Origin of the sequence: Marinobacter sp. CA1, from assembly GCF_020546665.1 — a bacterium.
Taxonomy (GTDB): Bacteria; Pseudomonadota; Gammaproteobacteria; order Pseudomonadales; family Oleiphilaceae; genus Marinobacter; species Marinobacter xestospongiae.
Window position 1 is genome coordinate 3,056,015 of sequence record NZ_CP071785.1, and the last position, 22,364, is coordinate 3,078,378.

General features: G+C 58.7%; 15 protein-coding genes and 1 pseudogene. 8 read left to right on the forward strand and 8 right to left on the reverse strand.

Translation table 11 applies throughout. The features are described from left to right. Positions 1-220: 220 nt before the first annotated feature. Complete coding sequence (locus J2887_RS13940; protein ID WP_227171712.1) at positions 221-2,221, forward strand: tetratricopeptide repeat protein; 2,001 nt, start codon at positions 221-223, stop codon at positions 2,219-2,221. A gap of 5 nt (positions 2,222-2,226) precedes the next feature. Here J2887_RS13940 and sbcB read toward each other — a convergent pair whose 3' ends face one another. Next, complete coding sequence (gene sbcB, locus J2887_RS13945) at positions 2,227-3,672, reverse strand: exodeoxyribonuclease I (RefSeq protein ID WP_227171713.1); 1,446 nt, start codon at positions 3,670-3,672, stop codon at positions 2,227-2,229. 173 nt (positions 3,673-3,845) lie between these two features. Next, positions 3,846-4,715, reverse strand: coding sequence for a DUF6160 family protein (locus J2887_RS13950; RefSeq protein ID WP_227171714.1), 870 nt, complete (start codon positions 4,713-4,715; stop codon positions 3,846-3,848). A 547-nt stretch (positions 4,716-5,262) separates the two neighbouring features. Between J2887_RS13950 and J2887_RS13955 the strand changes: the two genes are divergently transcribed. The 3 genes and pseudogenes from J2887_RS13955 (at position 5,263) to J2887_RS13965 (ending at position 8,009) form a co-directional block, all read left to right on the forward strand. Then, entirely contained in the window at positions 5,263-6,363 is a 1,101-nt protein-coding gene (locus J2887_RS13955) for a response regulator (RefSeq protein ID WP_227171715.1), read from the forward strand. A 48-nt stretch (positions 6,364-6,411) separates the two neighbouring features. After that, positions 6,412-6,876: pseudogene (locus J2887_RS13960) on the forward strand (PAS domain-containing protein); the annotation flags it as partial. A 137-nt stretch (positions 6,877-7,013) separates the two neighbouring features. Further along, positions 7,014-8,009, forward strand: a complete 996-nt coding sequence (locus tag J2887_RS13965; protein WP_227171716.1) for a CobW family GTP-binding protein — start codon at positions 7,014-7,016, stop codon at positions 8,007-8,009. Between the two features lie 291 nt (positions 8,010-8,300). On the opposite strand, the gene J2887_RS13970 is transcribed toward J2887_RS13965, so the two are convergent. The 6 genes from J2887_RS13970 to J2887_RS13995 all read right to left on the reverse strand — a co-directional run bounded on the left by J2887_RS13970 (position 8,301) and on the right by J2887_RS13995 (position 15,149). After that, entirely contained in the window at positions 8,301-8,669 is a 369-nt protein-coding gene (locus J2887_RS13970; protein WP_227171717.1) for a histone-like nucleoid-structuring protein, MvaT/MvaU family, read from the reverse strand. A 290-nt stretch (positions 8,670-8,959) separates the two neighbouring features. Further along, the gene (gene tviB, locus J2887_RS13975) at positions 8,960-10,222 is read right to left on the reverse strand and encodes a Vi polysaccharide biosynthesis UDP-N-acetylglucosamine C-6 dehydrogenase TviB (protein WP_227171718.1); all 1,263 of its coding nucleotides are present in this window, start codon (positions 10,220-10,222) and stop codon (positions 8,960-8,962) included. Between the two features lie 133 nt (positions 10,223-10,355). Then, a complete protein-coding gene (locus tag J2887_RS13980; protein ID WP_227171719.1) occupies positions 10,356-11,357 on the reverse strand; it encodes an MraY family glycosyltransferase in 1,002 nt (333 codons plus the stop codon). A gap of 20 nt (positions 11,358-11,377) precedes the next feature. After that, positions 11,378-12,403 (reverse strand): NAD-dependent epimerase/dehydratase family protein, encoded by a 1,026-nt coding sequence (locus tag J2887_RS13985; protein WP_227171720.1) that lies wholly within the window; start codon positions 12,401-12,403, stop codon positions 11,378-11,380. Further along, positions 12,367-13,167, reverse strand: a complete 801-nt coding sequence (locus tag J2887_RS13990) for a glycosyltransferase family 2 protein (RefSeq protein ID WP_227171721.1) — start codon at positions 13,165-13,167, stop codon at positions 12,367-12,369. Before J2887_RS13990 ends, J2887_RS13985 begins: the two co-directional genes overlap by 37 nt. A gap of 29 nt (positions 13,168-13,196) precedes the next feature. Continuing rightward, the gene (locus J2887_RS13995; protein WP_416381865.1) at positions 13,197-15,149 is read right to left on the reverse strand and encodes a polysaccharide biosynthesis protein; all 1,953 of its coding nucleotides are present in this window, start codon (positions 15,147-15,149) and stop codon (positions 13,197-13,199) included. A 549-nt stretch (positions 15,150-15,698) separates the two neighbouring features. On the opposite strand from J2887_RS13995, the gene J2887_RS14000 reads away from it, so the two are divergent. The 4 genes from J2887_RS14000 (at position 15,699) to J2887_RS14015 (ending at position 22,306) form a co-directional block, all read left to right on the forward strand. Next, complete coding sequence (locus J2887_RS14000) at positions 15,699-19,277, forward strand: glycosyltransferase (RefSeq protein ID WP_227171723.1); 3,579 nt, start codon at positions 15,699-15,701, stop codon at positions 19,275-19,277. After that, positions 19,274-20,080 carry an ABC transporter permease gene (locus tag J2887_RS14005; RefSeq protein WP_227171724.1) on the forward strand — a complete coding sequence of 269 codons (807 nt, stop codon included), beginning with the start codon at positions 19,274-19,276 and terminating at the stop codon, positions 20,078-20,080. The genes J2887_RS14000 and J2887_RS14005 overlap by 4 nt, the downstream gene beginning before the upstream one ends. Positions 20,081-20,147: 67 nt before the next feature. Continuing rightward, entirely contained in the window at positions 20,148-21,395 is a 1,248-nt protein-coding gene (locus tag J2887_RS14010; RefSeq protein ID WP_227171725.1) for an ABC transporter ATP-binding protein, read from the forward strand. Further along, positions 21,392-22,306 carry an NAD-dependent epimerase/dehydratase family protein gene (locus J2887_RS14015; RefSeq protein WP_227171726.1) on the forward strand — a complete coding sequence of 305 codons (915 nt, stop codon included), beginning with the start codon at positions 21,392-21,394 and terminating at the stop codon, positions 22,304-22,306. The genes J2887_RS14010 and J2887_RS14015 overlap by 4 nt, the downstream gene beginning before the upstream one ends. The last annotated feature ends 58 nt before the right edge of the window (positions 22,307-22,364 follow it).

Consider the following 22,364-nt stretch of genomic DNA (forward strand, 5'->3'; position numbering starts at 1 on the left):
TCAAAGTGTTGTATTTCCCAAAGATACTCTCCCAAAGATACTACACAGCCGGTGGTCCTTCACCTAAGTCCTGGTAACAGTGGGTTTCGGGCAACCTCGGAGTAGCAGCACCATGTTCTGGCACGGCTTTCGCAACCCACCGATTCAGACCGTATTTTTGCAGCAACCCTGCAGAGTTTTGCCGCCCCATTGCCGCGGCTCTATACAACGAGGTGGAACCATGCACGCAACGCAGTCTTCCCAGCATTCCGCAACCAACCGGGCCGACATCGCCAGGCAGCTGCTGGCGGCGAATGAAAGCTACCGCGATTCCAACAATCCACGCTGGTCGCTGACGCTGCGGTTGGAAGCCCGTGCCGAATGCCGGCAAAAGCTGGAAGCACTGCTGACGGAGGTGCCGGAACAGCCGGCGGCATTGGGGTTGCTGGGCCGGGTGGCGATGGATGAAGGAGACTATGACCAGGCGCAGGTACTGTTCAATCGCAGCCTGGATCTGGACGACCAGCAGCCCCAGCAATACACCAATCTCGGCTACTGGGCCCTGGCCACGGAACGCCCGGTGCTGGCGGAACAGTACTTCATCGAGGCGCTGGAGCTGGACCGGCAATCCGCCGCCGCCTTCTGCGGCATTGCCCATGCCAAGCGTACCCGCGGCCAGTATGACCTGGCCTTCCTGCATTACCGCAAGCTGCTGGCCACCGGCCTGGAGTGGCCCTCAATCTACAGCGGCATGTTGGCCTGCGCCGAGCACCTGGCCGTCGACAAGGCTGATCCAGAACTGATACGCGATGCCACCGCGCTGTTGCGCCGGGACGAGCTACCCCACCAACAGATCGGCCGTTTCGTCGGCGCCATCATCCGCGAGCACTACCAGCTCACCGCCGAGGACACCCGTATCGACCTCGACGTCGCCAGCCAGGACGAGCTGCTGGTGCTGGCCCTGGAACAGACGCTGATGCCGGAACCCACCGTCGAGGAACTGGTGACCCTGCTGCGCCGCGCCATCCTCACCGAGGTGGCCCATACCGCAGAACTGCCGGAGCAACGCCAACGCCTGGCCATGGCCATCGCCCTGTACGCCGACCGCTGTGGCCATGCCCTTGCCGCTGAAGATGATGAACTGCGCCTGATCACTGCAATCAACCACAGCATTACCGGCCAGTTGGTGATGGCGGAATCTCTGGAGTCCGTTGCCGGCTCGCTGATTATCAGCGCAATGTATGGTGCCCTGTTCCACCAACGTTTTGCCATGGAACTGGGCCGCTGGAGCCTGATGGACTGGCCCGTAGCGACCCAACCGATGATGGCCGCGAGCTATTACGACCGCGCCACCGAAGAGGCCATCAAGCAGAACTTCGAGGAGAAGGCCGAGGAACTTTGCCTCGACAAGCCCGACGTACCCCAGGCCTGGCCAAGCTGGTCCCAACTGGCCTACCGTAACCAGACCAGTCTGAGGACACTGATTGCCAAGGAGCTGGGCCAGCCCACCGAGCACCTGCTCGACACTCTGCGCATCATGATCCTGGGCGCCGAATCCGGCCAACGGGCACTGGAACTGGCGCATTACCTGGAAGACGTGGAAGTGGTGGCGGTGGACGAATCCCTGGCCAACATCGCCAAGGCCTCCCGCCGGGCCGAAGAGCTGGGGATGACCAACGTGGTGTTCTGGCCCTGGTCCATCGCCCGCTGCTTCATCGACGATGGCCAGACGGTGCAGTGGATTGAAATCGGCCGCCTGCCTTCTCCGGCCATGACCGATGTGAATCTTGCGGATGTGGTCCGGCGGGCCAGTCACGCCGGCTCAGTGGTGCACCTGCATACGGCGGTGGCGGAGCAAACCCCGGGCGACCGTCAGATTCGCCGCCTTATCGACGAACACGAGCTTCAGCCTACCCGCAACAACCTGCTGAGACTGCGCCGGATGGTGCTGAACAATCGCCAGGACCCGATCTGGCGGGAACTGCTGAACGAAGCCGATTTCTACGGTCTGGGTGGCTGCCGTGATCGCTGGTTCAGCCCCCAGGACCCGCAACAGCTCAAACGCCTGATCAGCCTGATGAGCAGCGAGGTGAGCTGGAAACTGGTGAAGGCCAAGGACAGCGACGGCCACTCCCTGGCCACCGCCCCGGTGCAGCAACAGCTTCAGGCGGAGGCCCTGGGCAACGAGGTTCAAAGCCTGATGGGGCAGACCCTGAGCGTCTATTTCGTCAAGCGCCGCTGAGTAGGTCAGGCGTACGGAATCAGCGACTCGCCGTACAGGTGTAACTCTTCCAACAGATGTCGCCTGGCGGGCGTCAGATTGGGGTCTGCAGCCAGCTGCTGCAGACTCTGGAAGTAAGCTTCCATCGACCGCCAGCCGGCCTTGGGGCTCATCAGCCGCTGCTGGCGAAACGCTTCCCACTGCTCCTGCTCTTCCGCCAGCAGCGTGGTCGGATAGTTCCTCGCCCGATAGCGGAACAGCAACGTCTCCAGGCGATCATCTTCAAACCGCGGCGCCTGCTCACCCAAGGTTTCGACCGGCTGCTGCAACAGCCAGTTGAGCTTCTCCCGGTCAGTGCGGCTGATAAATCCACCGGCGTAAAGCTGCTCATCAGGGTCGCTCAAATCGGATTCATGGGGCTGATCGAACGCCGCCGCAATACGGGCGGGCAGCCCATCGGCCTGACGCAGCATCGCCAGGTTCGACCGCAACCGGTCACCGTCCAGCTCCAGTTCCTGCAGCCGTTCGGGACTCAGGGTCTTGAGCATGGTGGCAGGCGCCAGAACCGGGCACTTGTTGAGCTGGATACCTTTCAGTGGAAACCGGGCACGATCCTCCCCAAGCTCTGCCTGGGCGGTAAACACCCGCTCACGAATCTCCTCCACCGACGCAGCGATGAGTTCCGACGGATCTTCCCGCAGGTCGTAGGCAATCACCAGATTCTTGTTGCTGCTGTGCTCGGCAACCGGCGCGATCATCGCGCAGCAGCCCCGGGTCGCCGGGTACTTGGAGGAAACGTGGAACACCGGCTTCATCGCAGCCGTGTCCAGCATCGCCCGGGCGGAGTGCTTGTCCTTGTTCTGCAGGACAAAATCGAACAGCTTGGGCTGTTTCTCCCGGATCAGCCGCGCCAGGGCGATGGTGGCTTCCACATCCGACATGGCGTCGTGGGCGGCCTCATGGCTAATCCCATTGGCGGCGGTCAGTTCCTCAAGGCGGAAGCTGGGACTACCATCCTCCTTGCGGGGCCATTCGATCCCTTCCGGTCGCAGGGCGTAGGTCAGCCGTACCATATCGATGATGTCCCAGCGGGAATTACCGTTCTGCCATTCCCGGGCGTAGGGGTCTCGGAGGTTTCGATAGAGGGTATGGCGGGTGACCTCATCGTCAAAGCGGAGGCTGTTGTAGCCGACCACGCAGGTGCCTGGCTGGCTGAAGGCTTCGTTGATCTGAGCGATGAACTCCGCCTCCGGGAAACCGTCGGCCAGGGCCTTCTGGGGCGTGATCCCGGTGATCAGACAGGCCTCCGGCGACGGCAGATAGTCGTCCGTCGGCTGGCAGTAGATCACCAGCGGGTCTTCGATGATATTAAGCTCGGCGTCTGTGCGGACACCGGCAAACTGGGACGGTCGGTCGTGGACCGGGTCCACACCGAAGGTTTCATAATCGTGCCAGTAAAAGGAACGGATCACAGCATCTCCTACGCTCTGGGCACCGTCCCCGTTACCGGCCCAGGCGGATCTGCGGGCCTGGACGGGAGGGCGGGCACGGTCTGCCTGCCAAAATCCCGAGCAGTCTAGCAGATACCGCGCCGTCGTTGACCCGTCCCCCGCCGCAACGCCCTGGAGCGCTTCCGCAAGGGGCCTCAGAACAGCCCCATGCCCCGATCAATGTACTCTGTCCTCGCCCGGGGGATGCCCTGCTGCAGCGTGGGCAGGTCCATCGTCATGCTGGTGGGCAGATTGAAGTGGACGCCGGGGCCGGCCTGGATCATCCGGCTGCCATCCAGCGACTGCCAATCCACCGCCTGCTCCTGGAAGGACAGGAAAAAGTCCTTGGCATAGTCCACGCTGCCATCGGCCTGGGCCTCGCCGACCGCCAGGGTCTGCAGGTTCGACAGCGGTGCGCACTGGACACCGGCGGCACAGTCGGTGGCGGCGTCCTGAAGCCCGATATGGCTGGCGCGATAGCCAGTGGCCTGGGTATTGGCATCGAACAGGGTCGCCGCCGTGACGTTACCGCTGCCGTCGTCCAACTGCAGGCCCAGATTGCCGGAAAACTGGTGAATGTTGCCGGAGACGGTGCCGCGAGCCTGGTTGAGACCAACTCTGATACCAACGATCTCACCGTTGGATTCCGCCAGCTCGAAATAGGGATCCATGGCCTCGAAGGGGACGATGTCTCCCACCGCATAGGTGTTGCCGTCCAACTGTATGCGGGCGGCATCTTCCGAGATGTGGCCCAATGCCATCTGTTCAACGTCCAGGTCGGCACCGGCGGCCCCCTCCCCCAACGCCATCCGGTCGAGGTTGGTCTGGATTTCTGAATCCATGCCCATGGCGATGCGGGTAAACTGCTGGTTGGCCCCCACGGTTCGATCAACCGCTATCATGGCCTGACCTTGCACCTGTCCCATCTCCCGGTCGGAAATGGGCTGCAACTCGGCGTGGACCTCGAGCGGTCCGGCCAGGCAGCAGGCGGCAAGGACGGCGCTTCCAATCGCATCCTTGTTCATGTGTTGATGTGTCTCTGAACCAGTCAGTGTCTGCTGGCAGGCGACAACGCCCCGCAGGGCCTGCCAATGCCAGCGCGTGTGCCTGCAAGCCATCCCCGTGGTTATTGTTTTTGGGGTGACCTGCTTTGTTGTTTTTGACTGCGACTGCTTGGGTCAGGGGGTCTCTGAGGTCCCCTGGAGATTTCCGGACGCACACGTCTGTGTCGCGCGGCTGTCCGGCTGCAATACTGCTTTCTTTCTGTTCCGGTGAAGGGCGCTGCCCCGTCGGGGAAACAGCATCCTGCCCGGTTACACAAAGCGACTGTTTGTAATTTTTTGTTGCCGCAGGCGCACTATACCCAGGTCACCAGGGCCAAATGAGTGAGGCAGATCACAGCAAGCCTGCTCGTGACGGTTTTCCGTCGAAATCATGACTCACGTCTCATTCCCCATAAGTTTCATGGACTTGGCACATATGTACCGTTGCGGGCAGAATCCTTTCAGGAGCACCCGCAGGCACGGCTGCTATACTCGGGAGAAATTCAGACAGTCACCGGCGTGGGTGGGTATGGCGCTTCGAATCCTGATATGTGACGACTCCGCAATGGCCAGAAAGCAGATGGCCCGGGCCCTGCCCGCCGACTGGGCAATGGATGTGCACTTCGCCAAGCACGGCGTCGACGCTCTGTCGCAATTGCGGGGCCAGGAGTGGGATCTGCTCTTCCTGGATCTCAACATGCCGGAGCTGGACGGCTATGGCGTGCTGGAAGCCATCGCACAGGAAGACCTCCCGGTGATGACCGTGGTGGTCTCCGGGGACATCCAGCCCGAGGCGCGGGCAAGGGTGTTGAAACTGGGGGCGCTGGAGTTTATCCGCAAGCCCACCGACCCTGAACGTATCGCAGCCCTGCTCCAGGATTACGGCATCTACCGGCCTGACGAGGACGCTCCGGAGTCAGCACCGGAGATACCTTCGCAGCCAACCCCTGAGTCACTGTCCGCCGAGGCATCGTCCACCAAGACATCCTCCAGCGAGACAACAGCCCCCGAGATACAACCCAACGATGCGGATGGCGCCGGCTCCGTCGACCTGAACGGCTACCTTCAGGAGATCGCCAACGTTGCCATGGGTCAGGCGTCGGACCTGCTGGCGCGATTACTGGGCACCTTCATTCGCCAGCCCATTCCCAAGGTTGACCGTCTCGCCCGTTCAGAGCTGTACATGGCCATCTCCGCCGCTGACGACAGCGACACCTATTCCGCGGTGTGTCAGGGCTTTACCGGTGCCGGACTTGCAGGCGAAGCGCTGCTGCTGTTTTCAGACAGCAGCATCCAGAACATGGCGTCGCTGCTGGGCTACCGCGACAGCGGTCAGACCGTTGCCGTAGAGGTGTTGATGGACCTGTCCGGCATTCTGTTCGGCGCATTTCTGAAAGGCTTTGGCACCCAGCTCAACCTGTCACTGGGGCTGGGCCACCCGACACTACTGGGCCAACACCAACGGATCAACGAACTGCTGGAGTATCACGGCCAGCATCAGGAGCACCTGCTGTGCATTGAGATCCGCTACGAGATCGAAGGCCATGATCTGCACTGCGATCTTCTGGTGGTCCTGACCGAAGACTCGGTACCGTTTCTGGAACAATCCCTGCAGTACCTAAGCGATTGAACCGCAAGACAGCCAAAATACAGCCCCAGAACAACGACGAGGCGCATCATGACCACACCTTCATCTGAACTGCAGGACTTCCACTGGCTGGCAGACATGGTGGAATCGATTGAAGTGGGACTGGTGGTGGTGGATCTCGCCGGTCAGGTTCAGGCCTGGAATGGATTCATGGAGCATCACAGCGGCTTTACTGCCAGCCAGGTTCACGACCGCAGCCTGTTCGAGCTGTTCCCCGACCTGCCGGAAACCTGGCTCCGCCGCAAGATTGATACCGTGGTCACTCTGCGCACTCGGGCGTTCACCTCCTGGGAGCAGCGGGCCTGGGTCTTCCCCTTCCGCAATCCCCGCCCCATCACCGGCACCGAACCGCTGATGTACCAGAACCTCACCATCAGTCCCCTGTCCGGCACCGATGGCCAGGTCCAGAAAGTCTGTCTGATGGTGTACGACGTCACCGACGTGGCCTCCACCAAACTCGCGCTGCAACAGGCCAACGAGAAACTGGCGGCGCTGGAGAGCCGTTGATTCGGGAGCCACGTATGACGAGCCTCTGATTAACTCCAGCTCGATTCCTTGAAGCGAGCCATACTACTGCACCCACGAAAATGTTATAACGTTTCAGTTTTAGTGATAGGCGCAATAGAGCATTCATGGCAACCTCCCCCATTCCAACCAATCTGATCTTCGGCACCCTCGGTGTTGGCAAGACCACCACCATCCAGCATCTGCTGAAACAGAAACCTGATGACGAACGCTGGGCCGTGCTGGTCAATGAGTTTGGCGAAGTCGGTATCGACGGCAGCCTGCTGGCCGAGCAAGGCGCCCACATACGCGAGGTGCCTGGCGGCTGCATGTGCTGTGTCGCAGGCCTGCCTATGCAGATCGGCCTCAACCGGCTGATCCACGAGGCACAACCAGACCGGCTGCTGATCGAGCCAACGGGCCTGGGCCATCCCCATCAGATTCTGCAGATTCTCGGCAACGAGCATTATCAGGATGTGCTCAGGCTCGGCCCGGTGATTACGCTGGTGGACCCGCGCAAACTGGATGACCCACGTTTTCAGGACCACGAACTGTTTCAGGCCCAGGTGCAGGCAGCGGATATCCTGGTCGCCAACAAAACGGACCAGTGCACGCATCAGCAACTGAACAGCTTCGAACGTTGGGCAGCAGATCAACTCCCCGCCAAACGCCAGTACCTGAGCACTCGCCAGGGACAGCTTCAGCCACACTGGCTTGAGGGGCGCCACGGCGATGCCTTGCTGCCGCCCCCCAGCCCACACCACCACGGACACAGCCATCACAACCACCACGAACCCGAACCACTTGCCAGTTTGCAGGTGCAGCCCTGGCAAGTCCGACACAACCAGGGGCAGGGTTACTTCAGTGTGGGCTGGTACATCGCCCCCGAGATCCAGTTCCGCGAAACCGAGCTGCTGGCCTGGCTGCGGCAAGCCAGGGTTGAACGCTGCAAAGGCCTGCTACACACCTCCGGCGGCTGGTGCAGCATCAATATGGCGGATGGGGCTCTGTCAGTGGCACGCCTGGAACAGTCCAAGGCATCGAGGCTGGAATTGATTACCCATCAGCAACTGGATGCGGAAGCCCTGGACAAGGCTCTGCGGGCATTGAGCGTGCCAAACTGACAACCCTTACGGGGTCAGGGCAAAAGATCAGAGAAGAGAAGAACAGAACAGAACAGAACAGAATAAAAAAAGGGCGCCCTCAACAGACGCCCCTTTTTCGTTTAGCTCGCAGAGTCAGTTCGGCTTGCTACCTGGTTGAACCTTACCCGGGTATTGCACAAATCGGTGCTCCGGGCTGCAGCTTCCGAGATCGGAACGCTGCTTTCAGGTTATAGCACCCAAGCCACAGAGCCCAGGTTCAGGCGCCAGGCAAGCCAAACCTTCGGCAATGCATTATTGCCGATCTCACGCTCAGGCTTCCTGCCAGCTGTGAACCGCGTCTTTACCGTACTTGTCACGCCATTCATTCAACGTCTTGTGGTTACCACCGCGGGTTTTTACGGTTTCGCCAGTGTGCGGGTTACGGTAAGTCTTCATCGGACGCTTGGCACGGGTGCCGGTACCAGCGTCTGCTTTACCGCCGCCAATGGCCGGATCGATGGCGTTGAGAATCTGAAGTACGTGCTTCGGTGACTTTTCATATTCCTTCATGAGATCCCGAACCTTGTCTTCGAACTCCAGCTCTTTTTTCAGAGCCTGGTCCTGTTCCAGTTGACGCAGTTCTTCGGAGAGCTTTTCCATAAGCTGTTTCTTTTGATAGTAGTCGTTAATCTTAGCCATTGAAGGAAACCTTATCCAAAGTGATTATAGAATTTACTCTCAACGGCAGTAATTATAGAAAGACTTTCTTGAAATAAAAGTCCTAAGGTTCAAAAAAATGAAGATTGGTAGATTAAATTCTGTAAATCGGTAACACAAAGTATCTGGTTGTACGTAGTTAGGCGCATATCTGAAATCCCATTTCACGGGACAAATCCAGTCAGCCTGATCCAGCACCATCATTCTCAATTGGCACCAAACTGGGCGGACCGACTGAAACGGTCGATCCGAAACCAGTAGCGGTTGGCTGATTACAAACGCAGATCCGCCATACCTAACGGGTAGATGCCTTTCATATCATACAGAATGCCATCGTTCTTTAGCAGCCTACGCAATGACTTCGGTGACATCTCTGCGTAATCCTGATGGGGGACCGCAACCACCACGGCGTCATAGTCTGCCTCGTCAGGCAACGGCTTCAATTCGATGCCATATTCCTGCTGCGCCTCATCCGCATCGGCCCAGCTGTCAACAACATCAACCTGACACCCAAATTCACGGAGTTCATTAACCACATCAATAACACGGGTATTACGAAGATCGGGGCAATTTTCCTTGAAGGAAAGTCCCATGATCAATACCTGCGCATTGGCTACGGCCTGCCCAGCACGAATCATGCTCTTTACCAGAGCCGATGCCACATAGGCTCCCATGTTGTCGTTAACACGTCGTCCGGCCAATATGATCTCGGGATGGTAACCAACCGCCTGGGCTTTGTGGGTGAGGTAATAAGGGTCAACCCCGATGCAGTGCCCTCCCACCAGGCCCGGCTTGAAAGGCAGAAAGTTCCACTTGGTGGCGGCCGCAGCGAGGACTTCCTGGGTATCAATGTTCAGACGGGAGAAAATCATGGCCAGCTCATTCATCAGGGCAATGTTGAGATCACGCTGGGTATTCTCGATAACCTTGGCTGCCTCGGCGACTTTAATGGAGCTGGCTTTGTGGGTGCCCGCGGTAATCACACTGGCATAAAGCGCGTCCACTTCCTCAGCTATTTCTGCGGTAGAGCCAGAGGTCACTTTGAGGATATTGGTAATACGGTGTTCATGATCACCCGGATTGATGCGCTCAGGACTGTAACCGACAAAGAAATCCTGATTGAACTGAAGCCCGGATTCCCGCTCAAGTACCGGTACACAGACTTCCTCCGTCGCACCCGGGTATACCGTTGACTCAAAGATCACAATGGCACCTCTGGGCATGACGGCACCAACGGTTTCACTGGCACGTACGAGCGGGGTCAGATCAGGCGCTTTGAACTCATCGATGGGGGTAGGCACCGTCACGATGAAAATATCGCAGTCAGCCAGCTCCTGAACCTGATCGGTAAACGTCAACTGATCCGCAGCGGCCAATTCGGCGGCAGCAACTTCGAGGGTGTGATCCTTACCGGAGCGGAGTTCGGCAATACGCTGCTGGTTGATGTCAAATCCTACCACCGGTCGATGGCCACCAAACGCCACGGCCAGGGGCAGGCCCACATAGCCCAGCCCGACTACCGCAATCTTCTTCATGAAACGCCTCTACTGTCTCAGCCCATTGCCCACTCCAGGTTCGGGGAGACTCGAAACACAGTCAGACGTTCCCCGGGAATGGCATCAAAGCGCGAATCATAGCATGGGCCTTAAACAGACGGGAAAGCGCGTTTCAGGGAGCTTCCGGCATCTCCTGTGCGGCTTCATTCCCTGCCTTCAACAGCCAGGCCAGCACCAACAGCGGCACGTACGCCAGAGCCAGAGCGACCGGCCCGGTCAACCACTGCAACTGAACCGCGGCCGCCAGGGGCAGCAACCAGACAAAGTTGATGACCAGCACCGCCACCACCACTGGGCGGTGGCCACCAAAGCGGCGGGACGCGTACTGATAGGCATGGCTGCGATGGGCAACGTGGGGCGGCTTGCCGGCCAGCACACGGCGAGCGAGGGTCAGGCTGGCATCGGTCGCAAACACTGCCGGCAGGATCAGACAGGCCCAGAACAGCGACTGGCCGAACAGCGGGACGCCGAGGTCCAGCTCCCGCAGCAGCAAAGCGCCCAGCACCAACCCCAGCAAGCCACTGCCAACGTCGCCAAGGAACAGCCGCGCAGGCGGCGCATTCCAGGGCAGGAAGCCACCGACACAGAACCCCACCAGAAACGCCACCAGCGCCAACTCCGGGGCTCCTGACAGCAGCCCCAGAAGCCCGATTCCACAGCACAGGAACACCGCTTCGGATGCCGCCAGGGCATCAATACCATCCATGAAGTTGTACAGGTTCAGGAACCAGACCAGCGCCACCACCGCCACCAGTCCCTGCCCCCAGGACAGCAGGGATGAAGGCGGGGCCAACCCGGCAACCAGCCAGATAACTGCGGAAAAGTGAACCAACAACCGCCAACGGGCCGGCACGTGGTGGTGATCATCCCACCAGCCAATCGCCGCCACGGCAAACGCCGGTGGCAACAGCCACCGCAACCAGGCAACATCAGCACTGCCCTGCCACACCAGCCCCGGCAACCCCAGGAACAGGCCTGCCAGGATGGCAACGCCTCCACCCCGGGGCGTGGGAATCGCGTGGGAGCTGCGTTGGCCGGGGATGTCGATAATATTGCGGGTCAGTGCGTAATGCCGGACAAGGCCGGTCAGCACCACCACAACGAAGGCAGACATCGTAAAAAGCGTAACCACACTCAACATTCCGATCCCTTGTCGTTACTGCCCAATGCCAGTAATGCATTTTCCTTGGTTATCGGAGGAGTCCACCGCAAACATTCCCGGAAGTAACTTCCATCCACTTCAAGTGACCCAAGCAACTGCTCCGCCTGCCCGGATTTACCCAAATAAGTCAAACCACCACGTATCCACTTCGGAGGGAATGGAAATAGCGCAAACCTGCGTTCACCAGCTAAAGCTCGCACCAGGTGCGCCGTCGATAGAGTAAGATCATCGGCCAGAAGAAAAGAACGGTTATCCGCGTTACCATGCACCAACGCCAACATTAGGGCATCAACGAGATTGTCGATGTATATAAAGCTGCGCCGGTTCTTTACCGTCGCCAGTGGCAGAGGCAGGCGGCGGTGAATCCAGGTCCGCAACAGTCGAATGTTGCCTGGCGCTTCAGATCCAAGAACCAAAGGCGATCGGAGGACAACGAACCGGGTTGACGAGCCCCGACAGGCCGCACGAACACATTGCTCCGCCTCCCATTTGGACACTGAATAGGGATCATCCGGTGCTGCAGCGTCAGTGTCTCTCAGCACATCACGATGACGCCCCAGAACCCCCACGGTACTCAGCAGAACAAACTTGCGCACGCCGGATTGCACACAACTTCGAATTAATCCCTCCGTTGCATCCCGGTTCACAGCCTGGCATAGACTGGCATGGTTTACGCCGACTTCGCGACCAATCCTGTGTGCACGGGCGGCCAGGTGCATCACCCCATCAACGCCTGAGAGCACAGCTGCCCAATTGGTATGAGCGTTGAAGTCGCCGACAACCACCTGCTCAATCTCCGGGGAAAGCCCAGAGATAGTGCGCCGGACGGCTACACGGATTCGGGTCTGCGGGAAGGCGTGCTGCAACGCTTGCAGCAACCGACGACCAACAAAGCCGCTGGCACCAGTGACAAGAAGGCTTGAAAAAGCCTCAGCATCGTCCAGCGACAGCGCCGACCACCTCACAGAGCCCGGCGATACTTGTTGCGGGTGTTCCATGCATATCTCAAACAATAGAAAAAGGACGTTGCCACTCCCAACTTCTCCTGGTCACGATAGATCCGCCAGAAGAACCCCAACACCCGCCAGGCAGACGAGGAAACCGATCCAGCACGTACGCAATATCGCGCCAGTGGCTGCGAAATGCCCCTGATCTCGTGGCCTTTGGATGTCAGGGACAACCAGAGCGCATAATCTTCATGGCCACACACTGGAAACCGCGCATCGGCAAACAGCGAGCGATCAAACATGACCGTCAAACACCCTGCGGTGTTTTCCGAAAGCAAATCAGAATGACCTGCCTTGTCCGGCGGCACAAAACACCCGGTCTGGTTACCGAAGGTACGATAGGCCGTACAGCTGATCGCCCACCCTTCCCTCTCCATCGCGGCGACTTGCGTGGCCAACTTCTCAGGGAGCCACTGGTCATCGGCATCCAGAAACGCCTGATAGCGTCCGGAAGATTCCGCCATGGCATGATTACGAGGAATCGCAGGCCCTCCCGAGGGCGACGCCAGAGCAATGACTCGAATGCGCTCATCTTGGCTGGCCTGGGCCTTGGCTATCGCAAGGGTCTGATCGCTGGAACCATCATCAACAATCAAAAGCTCCCAGTGAGGATAGGTTTGCGACCGCACCGACGCGACGGCCTCCGCCAGAGTCTCCTCAGCGTTATAGGCCGGCATGGCGATGCTTACCAGAGGCTGTTGTTGGGATAGGGGTTTGGGAGCGGCGTTCATGGCCGCAAGGATATCAGCAGTCAACCGACAAGTTCACTCCCGGCATTCACACGTTAACCGGCCGCATCGCGCCCAGCTTTAAACGGTCGCACATTGTCGGGTAATCCATTCGCCAGCGCTGCCAGCTCAGAGGTCGTACTTTCAGCGGAATCGGGTCTGGACGCTGGTGCATACCCCAGAGGTGCATCCACCAATAACTGAATGATTCGCGCCACATCAAAGCCATGGCTGGCCTTACTCAACTGCTCCAGCAGATCAGCCACAAAGTGCCAGGACTCTGCGTGCTCCCGAGCCATCATAATTCGGGGATGGCGGGTTCCCTGGGGGTCGTTGCCGATGAGCAGCTCTTCGAACAGTTTTTCCCCGGGACGCAGCCCGGTGTAGACCACCTCGATATCGCCGCCAGCGTTGGCCAGTGAGACCTCGGTCAACCCCATCAGGTGAATCATCTTGCGAGCCAGATCCGCAATCTTGACCGGCTCGCCCATATCCAGCACAAAGACTTCCCCTCCGTTGGCCATGGTTCCGGCCTGCAACACCAACTGGGCGGCCTCGGGGATGGTCATGAAATAACGGGTAATATCGGGATGGGTAACAGTGACTGGGCCACCTTCGCGAATCTGCTCGCGAAACAGCGGCACCACGGAACCGGACGACCCGAGCACGTTACCGAACCGCACCATCGTAAACACCGTGCTCTGCTGCCTGGCCGATAACGCCTGCAACACCAGCTCCGCCAGTCGTTTGGTGGCCCCCATCACATTTGAGGGTCGTACCGCTTTATCCGTGGAGATCAGCACAAATCGCGACACGCCAGCTTCAATGGCCGCCTCCGCCGTGTACCAGGTACCGAACACATTGTTCTGCACCCCTTCAATCACGTTCTCTTCCACCAGCGGCACATGCTTATAGGCCGCTGCGTGATAGACCACCTCAACGTCATATTGACTCATCACCGACACACATCGGCGTCGGTGCAGGACACTGCCGAGCACGGGCTTGAGTTCAATATCCACACGCTCGGAGTCCGCCAGCCCCTGCAACTCCCGCTCAATCTGATACAACGCGTACTCAGACTGCTCAAACAGCACCAGGGTTCGCGGACGCTGTCGAATAATCTGCCGGCACAACTCGGCACCGATGGAACCTCCCGCCCCGGTTACCATCACCGAGCGCCCCTGCAGGCCTTCGGAGAGCAGCGCTTTATCGACGGCCACCGGTGATCGCCCAAGCAGGTCCTCAATGTCCAGATCCCGGATGTCGCTGACCCGAACTCGCCCCGACACCAGGCCAGACACGGAAGGCACCGCCTGAACCGGCACCGAAAGCGTTTCCAGACGATTGAGGATTTGCTGCCGGAACCTGAGGCCACTTAGGCCGTCTTTCTCGGATGGGCTGCGACGCTCTGCGTCTTCCGAATCCAACGCCAGCAGAACCTTTTTCAGGCCAAGTTCACGTACCACACGTTCTGCGTGGCTGATATTGAACACGGGAATGGCAGATACCAGGGAGAAATGGCCGGATGGTTCAAGCGTAAAAAACGCCGCCGGCCGAAACTCGGTGCCGTGCGCCAACGCGGATGCCAACTGCCGTGCGGTTTCACCGACGCCGACGATGCCTACGGGCTCTTTATTGCGATTCCCGGGCCGGTTGATCAAAGCTCTAACGCCCAGCCTGGTGCCACCAACAAACAGAAACGCCAGGGCTCCATATACCACCAGCACAATCGAAGGTAGCGGCGTGCCAACAACCTTGCTGAATGCCCACAGCCAAGCCACGGATGTCAGGGCGCCGGCACTGATGGTGAGGATGGCACGATCGCTGAGAAATCGCAGAACGGCCCGATAGAGCCCGAGCCTGACAAACACCAGCACAGTAGCAATGACGGTCAGACCATAGACGGCCGCACCTTCCCAGTCGGGGGGCAAGTAGAAAATGCCATGATGAAGAGAAACCGATGCCCAGAGAGCAAAGCCCAGAGCCACCGCGTCGGATGCGACCGTCAATAACCTTTTGGTCAGCCTGGGGAGCTGAAGAAACCGTTCGAACATGGATACCCTTGTAGACCCGCCTCGTTCCTGACGACAAACGCTGCCGCTCTCAGTTGCAAAAAACTGACATCAGAGAAAACAGCGGGGAAAACGCATTTTTGGGAATATTATCACAAATACCCCCCAAAACATCCGCAAGGTGATCAAACTACAGCCAATTTAGTTACATTTCAGCAAGATTTCGAGAAATTTCTTCAAAATGACTGATGTTTTCGTCGCAATCGCAGCGATTTATTTCACACGGTCAGCCTCACTCCCTTCCCCCTGCAGCCTACCGCCAGGGTCATCAACCTGTTGGTCAGGAAGTCATTTCCTGAAACCGGGCGGTCAACGCCATCAATAGTGGATTAAACGTCATTATAGCAACTTACCGAAACAACCTCGGATCATCGCCTGTGCCGCCAGAAGCGGTTATCGCCGGAACCGCATCAATGGTAATATGCACCGCTTTTCAGCCCCCTAGTTTCATATGGCTGCAACATCTTTGGAGTAACCGGAATCCCCATGACCACTGGCTTCTACAGGCAATTCGAAGAGTCCCATCGCGGAAGCGAGGATACGATTACCGAGAAACTTTCGGTGTATGCGCCAGCGTTGGAGTTACTGGAGGAGCTACTTCCAGGTAGCGCTGCGGTTGATCTCGGATGCGGTCGTGGGGAATGGCTTAAGTTAGTTGGGCAATATGGATTAAAGGCCCGGGGTATCGACACAGACCGCGATATGCTTGCAGCCTGCAAACAAAAGGATCTCGACGTCGTAAATGCTGATGCCATCGATTTTCTTAAGAGCACAGAGGACAATTCTCTTGGTCTGGTTTCAGCTTTCCACCTGGTTGAGCACATACCCTTCGATGCGCTGAATGACCTGCTCCAACAAGCCCACAGGGCTCTGAAACCCGGTGGTTTACTGATTCTGGAAACGCCTAATCCGGAAAACCCGCTGATTGGGTCCTGCTATTTCTACATGGACCCGACTCATATCAAGCCCCTCCCGCCCGCACTACTGAAGTTCGCAACAGAGTTCAGCGGGTTTGAAACCACCACGGTTTGGCGCCTGAATGAAGCAGACAACCTGAGGCACCAGGCACCCTCGCTATACACAGTCATGCGAGATGCCAGCCCAGACTATGCCATCCTTGCCCAGAAACCCGGCCATGAGGGAGCGGAGAACGCCTTTCTGCCATTAGCTAAAGAAAGTAAAGGCATCACACTTGAAGAGCTCGCAACACGCTTTGATAACCATCACCGCGAAACAACTGATCGACTCGCCAAGGAAACCACGCATCTGGGCCATCAATTAACGGCCAGCCTCGAGGGTCTGCTGGAACGACAGAACCAGCAGACCAAGCGAGACGAGGAACACAGGCTACTCACCGCAGAGCACCAGAAACTGATGGCGCACCATGCGCAGCTGCTGCAAGACTACCGTCACCTGTTGGATAGCCATGAACAGAAATTGCGTGCACTGTCGGTACTGACACGGATACTGCAGCCCCTGCATTACCGATATGTCCGGGAGCGTGAACGGTTTCGTCAGCTTCGCCACTCTGCCAGGACCAGGCTTTTCTACCAGTGGCAGTTGATCAAGCTCATGCGCCTGTTCGGCATGACACATCAGGCCAGTCGCATGGCCAAACGTATCGGACTGACAGCGAGCGGCGACTCACTTGGTGGCTTCGGTGGCAGCGATGAGACCCCCACGGGCCCGATGCCAGACAGTCTCAAACCCGCTACGATTCGGTCAATCACCCATGAATTTAGCGACAGAACAGCGCCTTCATCAGATCAGAAGCTGGCCATCTGCATAGAAGGCCACTTCAGTGGCTCCTACAGCCTGGCAGCAGTCAATCGTCACCTGGCAGTAGCGTTGCTTGAAACCGGCCACACCAAGTTGTGCCTGCTGCCCAGGGAAGGCGAACGCACCGATGCCATCCAAGATGCTCCAAGCCAACAACTGAGCCGATTGCAGCCTCTGGTCAGCACATCCGGGTGTGAGGGTGATGTGGCGATCTACCATCACTTCCCGGTCGTGGAGAATCCCGACCCTGCTCAGGGCCTGCCAGTTCTGGTGTTCTTCTGGGAGGAGTCTCGCGTCCCTCCTGAGACCATTGAACAGATCAACGAGAATTATCGAGGTGTGCTGGTGATGAGCTGGCTGGTGCGAAAAGCACTGATCGACTCCGGATGCTATCGTCCAATTGCCTTGGTACCACTGCCACTGGACGATGGCCGCGCGCAACCGCTGCCGGCGAAGACCGATGCTCCGCTGCGATTCCTGCACGTCTCTTCCTGTTTTCCACGCAAAGGGGCCGACGTCCTGCTGGACGCTTTTGCCACGCTGCTGGAGCGCCACAAGGATCTGGAACTGGTCATCAAAACCTTTCCCAATCCCCACAACGATACCGAGGCGCAACTGGCCGAACGGGTACCGGCGGCGCTTCAGTCCAGAATCACCCTGATTCAGGAAGACTACGACGACAACGCCATGGAGTCCCTGTATCAGGAGGCCTCAGCGATGGTATTGCCAACCCGAGGCGAGGGCCTGAACCTGCCGGCGATTGAGGCTATCCGGCATGGGCTGCCGGTTGTTACCACTGGCTATGGTGCACACACCGACTTCCTGACTGGCGATGGCGCCAGACTGGTCAATTATCGCTTTGCCCCCTCCGGCTCACACCTCAAAACCCCAGGCTCGTTGTGGGTGAACCCGGACGTCAACGACCTCATTGCACAGTGCGAAACGGTCATTGAACAGCTTCGAAATAATCAGTTGCCAGCGTCAATGGCCGAAACCCAGGCACGGATCACCGAGCAATTCTTTAGCGACAATGCCCGCCACCGACTGCATGCTGGGCTGCAACACCTGCTGGATTTTGACGCCCAGGCAGAAGCACCAAATCCATCCGTCACCCTCATCAGCACCTGGGGCGAAGCCTGCGGAATCGCGGAGTACAGTCGCTATCTGGCACAGACCCTGATAGCACAGGGAACGCCGGTATCAGTCCTCGCTCCCAGCCATCTGCTGGCACCCGGTGAAGCCCCGCTTGCCGACCAGCTCCAGAGCCTGAGGCCTGCCTGGGAACAGCAAGGCACCTTGCGCCTGGCGGAACTGTCCCAGGCACCAGAAGCCCTGTGGCTGCAGTACCACCCCGGCTTCTTCCCGCTGGACGAGAGCGTCAGCCGGGCGATCGCCGAGGCGACCCGGCAAGGCCGCGCTCGCTTTATCACCCTGCACGCAACCCTGCCGCTGCTGGACTTGCCAGAGGAACGCCGTCGCCAGACCGCCGACACCCTGAATCAGTTTTATCGGGTGATCGTGCATACACCTTCTGACATGAACAACCTCAAGCAGCTCGGCGTTATAGACAACCTCGCCCTGCTACCCCAGGGCGTCGCGCGAGTCACCAAAACCCGGGAAGAATCCAGCGACGCACGTCCCTTTACCGTGGGCGGCTTTGGCTTCCTGTTTCCCCACAAGGGCATTCTTGAGCTCATCGATGCTTTTGCAGCTTTTGTGAAGCAGACTCCCGATGCCAAAGATGCTCGCCTGCTGCTGCTGAACAGCGAACACCCCAGCCCAGGTTCGGGCCACTATCGCCAACTTTGCCAGCAACGATTGCAAAAACATGGCCTGGAAGATCGAACAGAATTCTGCACAGAGTTTCTGGAAGAGGCCGACATGACCCAACGGCTGGCAGGCTGCGACCTGCTGATTCTGCCTTACCGCGAAACCCCGGAGTCCAGCAGTGCCGCAGTTCGTACCGCGGTTGCCAGTTGTGACACGGTTGCGGTCACCCCGGCGCGGATATTCTCGGAAGTCCGGCAGGCAACTCTCACGCTGCCCGGATTTGACAGTCACGACATCACCCAGCTGATCCAGGCTACCTGGCATGGCGATAACGCAGATCAACTGAAAGGGGTCCACCAAGCCCGCGCCAACTGGCTTGCCGAACACGACTGGCACCGGGTAGCCGGCCGCCATCGCGCCTTGCTGCAAGCGGCTGACACCGACTGCCGCTGGCTCACGGGGCTCCGCGACGTGAGCGTTTCCACCGCAACCGAAATCGAGGATACCGGCGCATGACGGACCGTTTGTTCGCCGTCGCGCGCTACTGGTGGAGCTATCGCTACTTCGTCCGCAGCGCCATTCGAAATGACCTGAAAGCACGGTACGCCCGCAGCAAGCTGGGTTTGCTGTGGGCACTGGTGCAGCCGCTCGCGATGGTACTGATCTACACCCTGATCCTGTCGCATCTAATGGCGGCCAAGCTCCCGGCAACTTCAACGGTTTACGCCTACCCCATCTACCTGATGTCCGGCATGTTGGCATGGACATTGTTCTCAGAGTCGCTGGCGCGCGGGCTTGGAATCTTCGTTGAGCAGGGAGAACTGATCAAGAAGGTCGCATTCCCCCGAGCCTTGCTGCCAATCATCGCCTTCGGCAGCGCCAGCATTAATGGACTGGCCCTGCTTTCGATGATGCTGGTGGTGTTCCTTTTTCTTGGCCACTGGCCAACCCTTCACAGCCTGTGGATACCGGCAATGTTCGTGCTCACCGTCTGGTTTGGCCTGTCCATCGGGCTATTGCTGGGCCTGATGAACGTGTTCTTCCGCGACATCAACCAGGCAGTACCCGTTATCCTGCAGTTTCTGTTCTGGCTGACGCCCATTGTCTACGCCGTTCCCATGCTCCCGGTGGAATACCACGGCTATTTTGACTGGAACCCTGTCGCCAAGCTGACCGCCGCCTTCCAGGAGGTGATTCTTTACCAGGGCAACCCGGCCGAATGGCACCTGCTCATGATTGCCGGAATCGCCTTGCTGTTCACTGCCCTCAGCGCGGGCCTGTACCTGCGGGTACGCCATGAACTGGCGGACCACCTATGAGCAGATTGTCAGCACCCTACGGCCGCAGAACGACAATGGCATTTCAGAACCATCAGGCACTAGAAGCATGAGCGTACTCATCAGCGTTGAAAATCTCGGTAAGGCCTTTCGTAGCTACCCCAACGCCAGGCAGCGCATCAAAAGCTGGCTGGGCCTGCCCACTCACAATGTGCAGGATGTGTGGGTTCTTCGACACCTGAACTTTGAGGTCTACTCCGGGGAAGCTGTCGGCCTGATTGGGGAAAACGGCGCGGGTAAAAGCACGTTACTGAAAATGATCGCCGGCACCCTGGCGCCAACTGAGGGGCAAATTCAGTTGTTTGGTGAGGTTCGGGCCATTCTGGAGTTGGGCATGGGCTTCAACGGCGAGTTCACCGGTCGCGAAAATGCCCGCCATGGCCTGAGCATGATGGGGCTGAGTGCCGAAGAGGCTGAGGCTCTGGTACCTGAGGTTGAAGCCTTCGCCGAGGTTGGCGAGTATTTCGACCGCCCCCTTCGCACCTACTCCAGCGGAATGCAGATGCGGGTAACGTTCGCAGTCGCCACAGCCCGACGCCCCCAGGTGTTGATTGTCGATGAGGCCCTGGCGGTAGGTGACGCCTATTTCCAGCACAAAAGCTTCGAGAAGATTCGGGAGATGCAGCAGGCTGGCACCACCCTACTGATCGTTTCACACGACCGTGGCGCCATCCAGCGGATCTGTGATCGGGTGATCCTGCTGGAGAACGGCCAGATCAGCCGGGAAGGCGAGCCAGAAGCCATCATGGACTACTACAATGCCATGCTCGCGAACAAGGGAAATGAACGCCACAGCGTCGAGAGCGAGATGCGGGAGGATGGCCGTGTCGCCACCACCTCTGGTACAGGGGAGGCTGAGATTACCACCGTCGAACTGCGAGACGCCGACGAGGGAACGCCAGTGGAAGTGGCAACCGTCGGCCAGACCCTGGAACTGGTGGTGACTGTGGCCATCCATGAACCCGTGGAAGAACTGGTCATCGGCTACGTCATCAAGGATCGCCTGCGCCAGGACGTGTTTGGGACCAATACCCACTACCTCAAGGCGGTGCGTTCAGACCTGAAGCCAGGTCAAACGCTCAACTACCGCTTTCGCTTCCCCTGCCACCTGGGCGAAGGCAGCTACTCGTTCTCGGTTGCGGCTCACGCCGACGATACTCACGTCCGCCAGAACTATCACTGGCGTGATCTTGCCTGCACCTTTGAGGTGGTTAACGCCCAGCAGGACCGATTCCTTGGCGTGGCCTGGCTACCTCCGGCATTGAGCATCGAGCAGAACCATGGAGACTCACAATGACTGACGCACCCCATGTAATGGTCACCGGCGCCAGCGGTTTTACCGGTGACCACCTGATACCCGCCCTGCAACAGCGTGGCTACCGGGTGACCGGCACGGGCCATCACGATCTGCCTGCCGCGCAGATTCGGGCAATGGACCTGACCGACCCGGCGCAGGTCCGTGAGGTCGTCAATGAGGCCAAACCGGACTATGTGATCCATCTCGCGGCGCTGTCATTTGTTGCTCATCCAACCCCGGAGGATTTCTACCGGGTCAATACTCTGGGCACCGAACACCTTCTGGCCGCATTGTCAGAGCTGCCAACAGCTCCTCGCAAAGTCATTCTGGCCAGTACCTCCAACGTCTATGGCAACCGCGACCTGCCGGTGCTGGATGAAAGCCTGTGCCCTGCCCCGGTCAATCACTACGGCATCAGTAAACTGGCCATGGAACATCTGGCGGCCAACTGGTTCTCGCGATTGCAGATCCTGATTACCCGACCATTCAACTACACCGGGCCGGGACAACACCCTCGCTTTCTGGTGCCCAAGATGGTCCAGCACCTGGCCGAAAGAGCCCAGACCATCGAACTGGGGAACCTGGACGTCGCCAGGGACATCTCCGATGTACGCGACATTGCCCAGGCCTACATCGCCCTGCTGGAAAGCGACGCCCACAGCCAGGCCGTCAACCTGTGCTCAGGACGGACAATCCAGCTGCGCCAGTTGATGGAGACGTTATGCGGGCTGGCAGGCTACCAGATCAACATTGAGGTCAATCCGGCGTTTGTTCGTCGCAATGAGATTCCCAGCCTGCAAGGAGATCGTCGTCGGCTGGAATCGCTGATCAAAGCGCCCTCACTGCGCCCGCTGGAAGACACGCTCAAAGATATGCTGCACACGGCCATCAGCAAAAACACAACCCCATAACCCAAACCGGTTTATCAGAACCGCCCAGAATCCAGGCGATTATGGGGCTACCCGCAGA